This is a genomic window from Gracilibacillus oryzae (genome assembly GCF_009498735.1).
In the GTDB taxonomy this organism is placed as follows: domain Bacteria; phylum Bacillota; class Bacilli; order Bacillales; family Amphibacillaceae; genus Gracilibacillus; species Gracilibacillus oryzae.
In genome coordinates this window covers 1-12,218 of the sequence record NZ_ML762425.1, presented here as the reverse complement: position 1 = coordinate 12,218, position 12,218 = coordinate 1, and the positions used below count along the sequence as shown (strand labels likewise).

Here is a 12,218-nt window from a genome sequence, read left to right as displayed (position 1 = left end):
CCGCGTCATGGCATTGAGATGGCTCTCGAATTCCTTGAGTCCTTATTTTCTTCTGTCTCATTGGATATCGACAAATCCCCTGTTCTTTTGTTTTCTATTTGTAGTAACCTTCAAAAAAATGAAAAAAGAAGAGAACTCCTAATTATTAGAGGAAATCTCTTCTTTGGAATAACAACATATTTTCTTTTTAGATCTTTCATACTTTTTTTAGTGGTCTCGCGAGCAGAAGATCTCGCAGGATAGCGGTTTTTTCATTTCTAAGAAAGCGAAAGTCATGCCTGCGGTAAAAGACACTATGAAAGCTTATGGTGCTTTACGCACTTAAGTTCGTGATGAAACCAAAGTATTTTGACGAAGCGGAATACAAACCAGTTTTTTCTATGAACAAAAACCCGAACAGAGTTATCTTCGAGTTTTTGTTAGTGTAATAGAGTTTTTGTCCCAACCTCTTCATTATATTATATTTTGTTTGTACCATTCGCTCGCTGCTTCTACTTCTGTTCTTGTTAATTGGTGTCCATTATTTTCCCAATGTGTCTGGACAGCAGCACCATTTTCTGAAAGAATTTGTTCTAGATCTCTAGATTCTTCTTCCGTACAAAGCGGATCATTAATACCTGCAGTGATAAACACTTTTACTCCAGCCAAATCCGGTAAATCAATGCCGCGGCGAGGAACCATCGGGTGGTGCAGAATAGCCGCATTTAAAGTATCCTGATAGTGGAACAGTAAACTGCCGGCAATATTCGCCCCATTTGAATAACCAACCGCAATAACATAGTTGCGATCAAACCCGTATTCTTCCGCAGTTTCGTCCAAAAATTCATACAGTTCCTTTGTTCTTAAGATAAGATCTTCTTCATCAAAGACACCTTCTGCCAAACGTTTGAAGAAACGCGGCATTCCATTTTCCGAAACATTTCCCCTTACACTTAATATATTTGCATTTGAATCAATGAGTCCCGCCAATCCTAGTAAATCTTGTTCTGTTCCTCCAGTTCCATGCAACAATAACAATGTTGGCCCATTTAAACTTTTCCCTTTTTTAAAAATATGCTTCATCCAATCATCCTTCCCCATAAATATCTCAATTTCAAAATAAATAATACCGGTTCGTCTATCTATTAGTTTAAAAAACGTTGCTATCCCTGTCAATAAGCTTGCCTTGATAGTTTTTCCATAATAAAATATGGGAAAAGAGTCTTGTTTGCAGTTAGGAGTATGACCAATGAATAAAATACCTCTGATGGTCGATTTATCAAACAAAAATATTCTGATTATTGGTGGTGGTACTGTCGCAGAAAGACGTGCCCGAAGAATATATAACAAGTGTAAAACCATAACAATCATTAGTCCTGCCATTACGGATGGTATGAAAGCATTGACAGAAGCCTCCCATGTTACCTGGTTAAATCAAAAAGTCATGCCAACAGATCTATTAAAAAAGGACATGATTATAATTGCGACAAACGATCCTGTGATCAACCAAATGGTGCTAAACAGTGCACCAGATCATACCTGGATTAATGCCACTCACGCTGCTGAAAAAGGCCAGATTGATTTTCCTCTGACATTGGAACGCGGCAAATTGCAGATTGCTATATCCACCGGTGCTGCGAGTCCAATTTTAGCTAAAAAAATTAAAAATGAACTAGATCAATCCTATCCAGAGGATTATGCAAACTATGTGGAGTTTTTATTTAATGTAAGAAAATTAGTAAAACAGTCCTGGCTGCAAAAAGAGCAAAAGCAGGAAATTTTAAGTTCCCTTGTTGAAAACCCTATCTTCGATGCTGAGCAACAAGCTGATTTTCTTGTAAAATTAAAGGAGCAAATGTGAAAGACATCTCCACATTTGCCCTTATGATTGCTCCACTTTGTTATACCACTTATCAACAGAGTCGATCATTGTCCCGCTTTCTAATTGTTTCTTTGCTAACATAATCCCATCTTCAACTGATTCTGCAACCCCAAATAAGTAATAGCGTAGACCTGCATTCATAACAACCTGATTATAATAATAAGTGTAGTGCTCCAATTGTTCACCTGACAAAATTGATCTAGTAATCTTTGCTTGCTCTACTGCTGAAAGCTTTTGATTTTTATCAAAATCTTTACATTGCAAGCCGTAGTCAGCTGGTTTTACAGTAAATGACTTTAAATCTTCCTTTGTCCAGTGGAACACAAAACTATTACGATGAACAGGTACATCTTCCGAACCCTCCAAACCTTGCACAATATAGACATGATCATAGTTCAAATGATGAAATACATCATTTAATTTATTTATTGCTGTGCGGTGAAAGGCACCTAACATAATGCTTTTCGCACCACCGAGATTCATTAATTTTTCGGCAGTATTAAAAAGTGTACGAATCCCGATTTCTTCCCTGATCTTTCTTAATTGTTTTAATGGTTCACAATAATCTTCCGGATCAATATAAAAAATCTGGTTACTTTTCTCTTCCGAATAACCAAGTTCCCTCATAGTCTCTTTGATAGATGTTCCATATTTTGGAGGCAACGTATCACTTGCTGCTAAATAGACTGGAATTCCATGCTCTGCTAACATAATGGAAACCGGAATAGTTGCAGCAAATGAATTACGACCATTATACGGACCGGCGAAATCTATCATTTTCGACCGCTTCTCTTCATTTATAAATACGTGACTAGAATACTCCTGTAATTTTCTAATAAAAGCCAGCAGTTCACCTGCAGATTCTGTTTTAATTCGTTCACCAACTAAATATGCAGCAATCTGTGCGTCAGTTGCTGATTTGGAGAAGATACTGTCAGCAACTGCTAGCGTATCTTCATAACTTAAATCTTTCGCACCTTTTTGTCCTCTGGCTACTTCTTTAATCCACTGTTGCAATGAACTTCGACTCCTCCCTGGCTTCTTCCACACGTTCTTTTAAGACAGTAACGATGTTCTCATGATGGCCCAAATATTCAGAAAGTAAGATCTCCTGACCTGTTTCTAAGGAAAATTGATCGATATATTGTTTAATCCCTTTTATTAATAACCCTGTAAATAATAAGTATGGTACAATTAGTACGGATTTTTTCTGTTCATTAATTTTTTCAGCTAAAAAAGGCTCAAACTTTGGTTGACTTGCTGCCAAGAAACATTTCTCAATCAAGTTACTTGGGTATTCTTTTCTTAACATGCTTACAATAGTTTCAGTATCTTCCAGAGCCTGAGGGTCACTGCTACCTCTTCCTACAAATACAATGTCATAATTTTCAACATGCTCTGTTACATTTTGAATGTGATCTTTAACAGCTTCAATCATTTTACCATCAACATCAATTGGTCTGCCATAATGGAAATCAATCTCGGGATATTTCATAACTTTTTTATTTATTATTTCAGGAATGTCTGCTTTCGCATGGCCTGCTGTCAATAATAAAACAGGGAGAATCGTAATTTTCGTCGCACCTTGTTCCACCACTTTGTTTATTGTTTGAGGTATATCTGGTTCCTGCAGTTCCAGAAAGCAAGCCTCTTGGATTGGGACATCCACTTTTCGCTTTACTTTATCAATCAATTCAAAAGATTCTGTTTTCGATTCTTTTACTCTGCTCCCATGACATATATAAATTACAGCTTCCACTCTAATCACTCCTAATACGCTTCTATAACCTCATGATAATTTTGTTGCCAGTGCATGTTTTTTAAACGTTGTAAGTTTTCCCCGATACTGACAACTTCCCCCACAATAATCATGGCAGGATTTTTTATTTTTTCTTGCTGCACCAATGTACCAATGGTAGCAAGCGTTCCTGTTACTGCTTTCTGCTGCTTTGTTGTGCCTTCCTGGATAATGGCAACAGGCGTTGACCTCTTTTTGCCTGCTTGAATCAGTTTTTCTGTAATAAACGAAAGGTTGCTCATTCCCATATATATAGCTAATGTATCTACAGAATCAGCAAGTCCCTGCCAATTAATTTCATCAGGCTGACCATTTTTGCAATGTCCTGTAATAACAGCAAAAGACCGGCCCACTTCCCTGTGAGTTATCGGGATATCAGCATAAGCTGGCGCTGCAATCCCTGAAGTAATCCCTGGCACCACTTCATAAGTAATTCCCTGTTTTGCTAACGCTTCTGCTTCCTCAGCACCCCGACCAAAAACAAACGGGTCGCCTCCTTTTAATCTTACCACAGTTTTCCCTTTCTTTGCATATTTGGTAAGCATTTGATTGATGGATTCCTGTTTCATTACATGCATTTTTGGTAACTTGCCGCAGTAAATCAGATCTGCTCCAACCTTTGCTTCTTTTAATAATTCCTGATTTACTAACCGATCATATAAGATAACATCTGCTTTTTGAATACACTTTAGTGCTTTTACTGTAATTAATTCAGCATCACCAGGTCCAGCACCAACTAAATAGACCATTCCCATCTTTTTTACCCCCTGTATTTGAGATATAAATAGCAGAGGAAAGTGCGCCCTAGCTGCACTTTCCTCAATTAATTACGATTGTGTCACTTCGTTCGGAACTAACACAAATACTTGTTCTTCTTCCTTCACTACCTCAAATGTTTGGACACACCCTTCATCAGGTGCTTGCACTAAACCGTCCGTTATATTAATCTTCCAATCATGCAATGGACAAAAAACATGTTCCCCACTGACCATCCCTTCAGCTAAAACACCGCCGCGGTGCGGACAGCGATTTTCAATAGCGCGAACATCTCCGCTCGCCAGCTTGAAAATGGCAATCTCTTTATCTTGCAGAATTACTGTCTTTCCTAAACGTTCCGGCAGTTCACTGTAATTTCCGACAAAAACTTTTTTTACTGTCTGTTCCATCGCAAAATCCCCCATCCATTATTTTGCATTTACTTTCTCATATAAATCTCGTAAAGTTGTTTCACTTTCAATTACTTCATTCCAAGGTTCTCTATAAACAGACAAAGCTTCATCCATTCTCTGGCATAATTCCTGTCTCATCTCATCATTAAAAACCATTTCTTGAATTGGTTCTAATCCAACTCTTTCAACAAAATGAGAAGTTCTTTCTAAATATCTAGCATTCTCCCGGTAATATTGTAGGAAAGCTGCTGTATATTCTAAAACCTCTTCCTCTGTTTTTACTTTTGCAAACAGATCAGCTTTACGTAAATCAGTCCCGCCATTTCCGCCAACATATACTTCCCATACACCATCTAATCCAATCACACCTACGTCTTTTATCCCGCCTTCTGCACAGTTACGCGGACATGCTGACACACCCATCTTTACTTTATGAGGTGTATTCAGTCCTTCAAACTTCTTCTCTAATTTGATTCCCATCCCTGTAGAATCTTGTGTACCAAAGCGGCAGAACTCTGCACCGACACATGTTTTTACTGTACGAAGTGTTTTCCCATAGGCATAGCCTGATGGCATCCCTAAATCTTTCCATACAAGTGGCAAGTCTTCTTTTTTGACGCCTAGCAGGTCAATCCGCTGCCCGCCGGTCAATTTAATCATGCCTACTTTGTATTTATCTGCCACATCTGCAATTGTTCTTAAATCATCTGCATTTGTAACTCCGCCATACATCCTGGGAACTACCGAATACGTACCATCTTTCTGGATATTGGCATGTAATCTTTCATTAACAAATCTTGATTCACGCTCATCTTCATGCTCTTTTGGATACACCATTCCTAAATAGTAGTTTAAGGCAGGCCTGCATTTTGAGCATCCTTCTTCCGTTTTCCAGCCAAGTACGTTCATTACTTCTCTTGAATGAGTCAGATGCTTTTCTTTAATTTCGGCAATCACTTCATCTCTGGACAAGTCTGTACAGGCACATATTGATTCTTTTTCATTTGCTTCATATTCATCGCCTAATGTATGTGTCAGCAGGTCAGAAACAAGAGACTTACATGTTCCGCAAGAACGTGAGGCATTTGTACAGCCTTTTACTTCTTCTACAGACGATAAACCTTGTGTCTTGATCGCGTTCACGATCGTCCCTTTGGTAACACCATTACAGCCACAAATTACTTCATCATCACTCATTGATACTACAATACTCTCATCATCATCCTGTGCTTGGCTGCTTTCCAGATAATCTTCCACTTTTGCACCTTTTTTAATTAAACTTAACAGCTTTGTGCCCTCTTTCGTATCACCAAACAATACAGCGCCTGCTAATTTATCATCTTGAACCAGTATTTTTTTATACGTATTTCTCCATTCATCGAATACTTTAATAGACTTAGTCTGATCTGTTTCATTTATCAACCCTGTTGAGAATACATTCACACCAGATACTTTTAGCTGGGTTGATAATACAGAGCCTTTATAACCTTGATGGTTCATACCACAAATATGTTTTGCTAATGCCTGACCTTGTTCATACAGTGGGGCAACTAAGCCATAGACCATTCCGTTATGTTCGGCACATTCCCCGACCGCATAAATATTCGGGATACTTGTTTCCATATGATCATTAACTACGATTCCTCTGTTGATTTCGAGGCCTGTTTCTTGGGCTAATTGGATGTTAGGTTTAATTCCAACTGCCATTACAACTAAATCTGCTGGTATTTTGCCACCATCATTAAATCGTAATCCTGTTACACGCTTTTTCCCCAGAATTTCTGCTGTTTGCTTCTCAAGCAGAAAATTCATTCCTTGTGACTCCAGTTCTTTTTGCAGTAATTTACCTGCAGGCTGGTCTAATTGACGTTCCATTAAGAAATCAGAAAGGTGAATAACATCTACTTCCATCCCTAAATTCAACAGCCCTCTGGCTGCCTCCAAACCTAGTAATCCTCCACCAATAACGGCAGCCCTTTTGTAATTTTTGGATGCATGAATCATTTTCTCGCAATCTTCTATATCCCGGAATGCTGTCACCCCTTCTTTGTCTGCTCCCGGCAGTGGCAGCATAAATGGATTGGAGCCTGTTGCAATGATTAAATAATCATACGATGTTTCTTTTCCTTTATCAGTAAAAACGATTTGATTATCCTTATCAATTTTCGTCACCGTTTCACCTGGATACAAGCGAACATTATTCTCTTCATACCATTCCCATTCATTTAGTGTAATATCACTTATCTCTGTATCACCTTGCAATACTTTAGATAATTGAATTCGATTATAGTTTGGATAAGGTTCTTTTCCAAATACCGTTATGTCAAACTGCTCTGGTAACAACTTTAATATTTCTTCTATTGTTCGAATACCTGCCATCCCATTACCTATTAACACTAGTTTTTTCTTTTCCATGTCTAGTCCCCCAGTTTGTTTGGAAATTTAACATGTATTAAGCATACCCCTTTAAAAAATCACTTTCCAAACAATTGTCAACTTTCCTAACATAGTTTTTTAGCAACATCTGTCAAAAATATTGTGTAATAAATTCTTACAAAGATTAAGACAGTAAATAAATGATGGTGATACGCTTTTTATAAAAAGAAAGCAGGAGTAATCATAGGAGGTACAACCTGATGGAGAAAAAGGAGCTTGTCTTAATAGGAAACGGAATGGCTGGATTAAAATGTATTGAACATATTTTACATGAAGATCCTGACCTTTATCAGATAACCGTATTCGGATCCGAACCATATACAAATTACAGCAGAATTATGCTTTCTTCTGTACTGCAAGGTACCACGTCATTTGATGATATTACATTAAATGACTGGGAATGGTATGAAAAGAATCAAATAAAATTATATCCTGGTGAACCAGTTGAGTATATTGATTCCAAAGTGAAAGCAGTAGGTACATCAAAACGGCAAGTTTCTTATGATAAATTAATTATTGCGACAGGATCTGTGCCGTTTATTCTCCCTGTCCCTGGTGCTGATAAAGAAGGTGTAATGGCTTTTCGGACAATTGATGATTGCAAGAAAATGATGGCAACTTCAAAAACATATAAAAAAGCAGCAGTCATTGGTGGAGGTATTCTTGGGCTGGAGGCAGCACGCGGCTTGCTGAATTTAGGAATGACAGTGGATGTTATCCATTTAGCTGACCGGTTAATGAATAACCAACTGGATCAACAAGCAGCAACAATGCTTCAGGAAGTTTTAACAGAGCAAGGAATGAACTTTCTTTTAGAAAAAGAAACTGCCGAAATATTTGGCAAAAACAGAGTGGAAGGGATCTGTTTTCAGGATGGAAGTATTATTAATACAGATCTTGTTGTAATGGCTGCCGGAATCAGGCCAAATATAGAAATAGCGAAAAAAAGCGGGATAAAAACAAACCGCGGCATCATTATAAATGAACGAATGGAAACGAACATTCAAGATATTTATGCTGTTGGGGAATGTGCCGAGCATAACGGAATAGTCTACGGTTTAGTAAAACCTCTGTATGAACAAGGGGAGATCTTAGCAAAGCATTTATGTGAGAAACCAACAGAGGCATATAGCGGCTCAATACTGTCTACTCAATTAAAGGTTTCAGGTGTTGATGTATTTTCAGTAGGGCAGATTCACCAGACATCAGACATGAGATCAATAACTGCCTTCGATGAAATCTCCTCTACTTATAAAAAGATTCTTTTCAGAGATGATAAAGCAATTGGTGCCGTATTATTTGGCGAAACTTCTTCAGGCCCAAGATTAAAAGACATGATTAGTAAAGCAAAATTCCTTTCCGATAAAGAGAAAATTCATTTAATGCAACCTGTAAACATCCAAGATTCCTATGCAGCATGCCTTGGAGGCAATGAATATGTTTGTACTTGTAATAATGTGTCAAAAGATAACATTGTGGAACAAGTAATTCGAAACGATTTACAAACAGTTGACGAAATCAAACATTGTACGAAAGCATCCAGCTCGTGCGGTGGTTGTAAACCAGTGGTTAAGGAGTTATTAACATATATAAGAAGTGATCACTTTCATGAATCGATAGCTGATCGAACCTTTTGTCCTTGTACAAACTTAACTGAAGATGAAGTTGTTCATACAATTCAAACAAAAAATTTATTAACTACAGAGCAAATTCGTGATCAATTAGGCTGGCACAATAAAAAAGGCTGCACCACCTGTGAATCGGCATTAAATTATTATCTTGAAATGATATATCCTGACAGTGATCACAATGAATCATTTATATTTTTTGAAGAAAAAATAAATGCAATAAGACAAACCAATGGCTTATATACAATTATCCCTCAGCTTTATGGCGGGAAGATTGATGGAGAACAATTAGACAAAATCAGTAAAGTTCTTATTCAGTTCCACCTTCCACCAGCAATTTTACAGGATCGGCGAATTGCTCTGAAAGATATTCCCAAGCAGGATCTTTTAGCAGTATGCAGCGCTTTAGATATGAAATTATTTTCTTTTACAGAGAACATGTTAAAAAGCGTTGAAGCAAACTCTACCGGTAAAGCATTATCTCTCGCTCAGTTTATTGAGGAAAAAACAGAATATCTCATGATGCCTCACCCAGTTGAAATAAAGATAATCGACTGCACTGAAACAAATCAGTCAAAGCATTCTGCAGATCTATTGATTTCTGAAGTAAACAATGATTGGGAAATTCATATCAGTGACCCGGAAAGTCTTGATTACCAGCTTTTCACTGTTACCAATACCCTTGCCGAAGCAAGAAAGATTGTGCTCTCTTTTATTCAATATTTCAGGCAATCAGCTAATTATAAGGAATCAATTGCAAACTGGACAAACAGAGTCGGTATGATTCATATTCGCGAGGTTCTCTTTAACAAAGAATTGCAGAATTTACTTTTAGCAAGACTAATAGAAGATCAATCAAATAGAAAAAAGAAAATGGCAAATCATCTCTATTAGCCTAGTTAAACTTTGCCAGATTGTAAGAAAGGATGACTCTTTAATGACAGATTTAATGTTAAAATATTTCCGCGATAAACAACAAAAAGCACAAGCAGAAAAGGTGTATGATACACAATGCCCCTTTTGCAGTATGCAATGTAAAATGCAGTTAATTGAACAGAAAATCGTATCAAGAAAACAATACAAAACCATCGGAAAAGACAATCCAACATCACAGGGGAGACTTTGTATTAAGGGAATGAATGCTCATCAGCATGCTCTTCATCATGAACGATTAAAACAGCCGCTTATGAGAGTAAATGACGAATTTGTACCAGTATCATGGGAGACTGCGATAGAGACGATCTCCACAAAATTTAATCAGCTCCAATCAGAATACGGAAAAAATGCCCTTTCTGTATACGGAAGTGCATCTATTACAAATGAAGAAGCTTACCTGCTGGGTAAGTTTGCGAGAGTTGCTTTGCAGACGAAATATATTGATTATAATGGCAGATTGTGCATGGCTTCTGCTGCTACAGCAGCCAATATAACTTTTGGGCTTGACCGCGGATTTACTAATACGATTAATGAAATTCCCGAAACCCGTGTCATGATATTAGCAGGAACAAATATTGCAGATTGCCAGCCAACGATCATCCCCTATTTTGAGAAAGCGAAAGAGAATGGATCATATATTATAGCAATTGATCCTAGAGAAACAAGTACAACGAAACTTGCAGATCTGCATTTAAAAATAAAACCAGGCTCAGATATTGTCTTAGCAAATGGTTTGTTAAAGATAATGATTGAAAAAGATTTAATTGATACGAAATTTATTACAGAAAGAACCCATGATTTTGATAAGGTGAAAGCCTATTTGCTTTCTTTAGATAGCAATGAAATTGTGTCGGAAACCGGAATCTCATTAGAAGAACTAAATCAGGCAGCTACTGTTTTTGCCAGCGAACCTTCTGGAATGATCTTTACAGCAAGAGGGATCGAACAACAAATTAATGGCACAGATACAGTTAGAGCTTTTTTAAATATCTTACTTGCAACAGGAAAAATCGGCAAAGAAAACTCAGGATATGGAGCTATTACGGGCCAAGGCAATGGTCAAGGTGCAAGAGAACATGGTCAGAAAGCAGATCAGCTGCCAGGATATCGTTCCATCGAAAATCCTGCAGACCGAAAGCATATCGCAGAAGTATGGGGGATAAAGGAGAAAGACCTTCCAGGTAAAGGAGTCTCTGCTTATGAAATGTTTGAACAGATTGAGAAAGATGAGATTAAAAGTATGTTCATCATGTGCTCTAATCCGGTTGTTTCGAATCCAAATACGAACTTTGTAAAAAAGGCTTTAGAAAAATTATCCTTCCTTGTGGTGGTTGACTTATATATGTCCGAAACAGCACGGTTAGCAGATATTGTCTTACCTACTACTTCTTATTTAGAAGATGAAGGAACGATGACAAACGTGGAAGGTCGTGTAATGTTAAGGGAGGCAAGTTTTCCTGTCCTAGGTAACGCGAAACATGATTGGGAGATATTATGCGAAGTGGCAAATAAGCTAGGCAAAGGTCAGTATTTCCCTTATCAATCTGCTGAAGAAATCTTTGAGGAACTGCGGCTAGCTAGTCGTGGCGGAAAAGCAGATTATTATGGAATTACTTATGACCGTTTACGTAAAGAAAATGGTGTATTATGGCCATGTCCAACACCTGAAGCACAAGGGACAAAACGGCTGTTCGAACAACAATTTGCCCATCCAGACGGTAAAGCCAAACTAGCATTAGTGAAAACAGAGTCTGGGCAAAACAAACCCCAAATAAATGAAAGGTATCCACTCTATCTTACAACAGGAAGAGTAATGTCTCATTATTTAACTGGAGAACAAACAAGAAAGAGTTCATCTTTAGCTGCAAGAAATGTAGAAGCATATATAGAAATCCATCCGGAAACTGCAAAAAAATATGGAATAGAAGCAAATAAATTAGTAAAAGTCACATCTGAAAAAGGCTGGATTATTGTGCGCAGTCAGTTTTCAAACACAATAAGAAAGGACACTATATTTATACCATTCCATTGGACCGAAAATCAAAATGTAAATCGACTTGTCGGTGACAGTCTAGACCCACACTGCAAAATGCCCGGTTTCAAAATGAGTGCAGCCAGAATTAGCCCTGTTGCTTATTAACTATTCAACTGACAGTCATTATAGATGTGTGCAATTCCATAGATAATGAGGGTGGGACATAACTATTACTTTCCACCAAAAGACGAACGGCTTAAAAAATAAATGACACATAATAGGGATTATGTGCAGTAAGTAATAAAAGTTAATGTTGAAATTATGAGCGTGCAATGACTCCGCTACGTCCGATTGCTTCGCTTTCCGTGGGGACGGCTTCAGCTAACTTGTTGAAGAAACCCGCTTCACCAAGTGG

At 37.7% G+C, this 12,218-nt stretch carries 10 protein-coding genes; 4 read left to right on the top strand and 6 right to left on the bottom strand.

Translation table 11 applies throughout. The features are described from left to right. Window positions 1-243 (top strand): hypothetical protein (locus tag F9U64_RS22800; RefSeq protein ID WP_228275572.1); only part of this gene is annotated, 243 nt, incomplete at its 5' end. Between the two features lie 210 nt (window positions 244-453). Here F9U64_RS22800 and F9U64_RS02760 read toward each other — a convergent pair. After that, on the bottom strand, window positions 454-1,062 hold the full coding sequence (locus tag F9U64_RS02760) for an alpha/beta hydrolase (protein WP_153401464.1): 609 nt from the start codon (window positions 1,060-1,062) through the stop codon (window positions 454-456). Window positions 1,063-1,228: 166 nt separating this feature from the next. Between F9U64_RS02760 and F9U64_RS02755 the strand changes: the two genes are divergently transcribed. Then, the gene (locus F9U64_RS02755) at window positions 1,229-1,840 is read left to right on the top strand and encodes an NAD(P)-binding protein (RefSeq protein ID WP_153401462.1); all 612 of its coding nucleotides are present in this window, start codon (window positions 1,229-1,231) and stop codon (window positions 1,838-1,840) included. Between the two features lie 21 nt (window positions 1,841-1,861). Here the strand turns inward: F9U64_RS02755 and F9U64_RS02750 are convergent, their stop codons facing one another. The 5 genes from F9U64_RS02750 to nirB (F9U64_RS02730) form a co-directional block, all read right to left on the bottom strand. Beyond that, window positions 1,862-2,878 (bottom strand): anthranilate phosphoribosyltransferase, encoded by a 1,017-nt coding sequence (locus F9U64_RS02750; protein ID WP_153401460.1) that lies wholly within the window; start codon window positions 2,876-2,878, stop codon window positions 1,862-1,864. After that, on the bottom strand, window positions 2,862-3,620 hold the full coding sequence (locus F9U64_RS02745) for a sirohydrochlorin chelatase (RefSeq protein ID WP_153401458.1): 759 nt from the start codon (window positions 3,618-3,620) through the stop codon (window positions 2,862-2,864). Before F9U64_RS02745 ends, F9U64_RS02750 begins: the two co-directional genes overlap by 17 nt. Before the next feature lie 11 nt (window positions 3,621-3,631). After that, entirely contained in the window at window positions 3,632-4,414 is a 783-nt protein-coding gene (gene cobA / locus F9U64_RS02740; protein ID WP_153401456.1) for a uroporphyrinogen-III C-methyltransferase, read from the bottom strand. A 72-nt stretch (window positions 4,415-4,486) separates the two neighbouring features. After that, a complete protein-coding gene (gene nirD, locus F9U64_RS02735) occupies window positions 4,487-4,825 on the bottom strand; it encodes a nitrite reductase small subunit NirD (protein WP_153401454.1) in 339 nt (112 codons plus the stop codon). 18 nt (window positions 4,826-4,843) lie between these two features. Next, on the bottom strand, window positions 4,844-7,243 hold the full coding sequence (gene nirB, locus F9U64_RS02730) for a nitrite reductase large subunit NirB (protein WP_153401452.1): 2,400 nt from the start codon (window positions 7,241-7,243) through the stop codon (window positions 4,844-4,846). Between the two features lie 221 nt (window positions 7,244-7,464). On the opposite strand from nirB (F9U64_RS02730), the gene nirB (F9U64_RS02725) reads away from it, so the two are divergent. Beyond that, window positions 7,465-9,786: a nitrite reductase large subunit NirB gene (gene nirB, locus F9U64_RS02725; protein ID WP_153401450.1), complete on the top strand. Its 2,322-nt coding sequence runs from the start codon at window positions 7,465-7,467 to the stop codon at window positions 9,784-9,786. A gap of 43 nt (window positions 9,787-9,829) precedes the next feature. After that, window positions 9,830-11,968 (top strand): assimilatory nitrate reductase catalytic subunit NasC, encoded by a 2,139-nt coding sequence (gene nasC / locus F9U64_RS02720; RefSeq protein ID WP_153401448.1) that lies wholly within the window; start codon window positions 9,830-9,832, stop codon window positions 11,966-11,968. Window positions 11,969-12,218 lie beyond the last annotated feature (250 nt).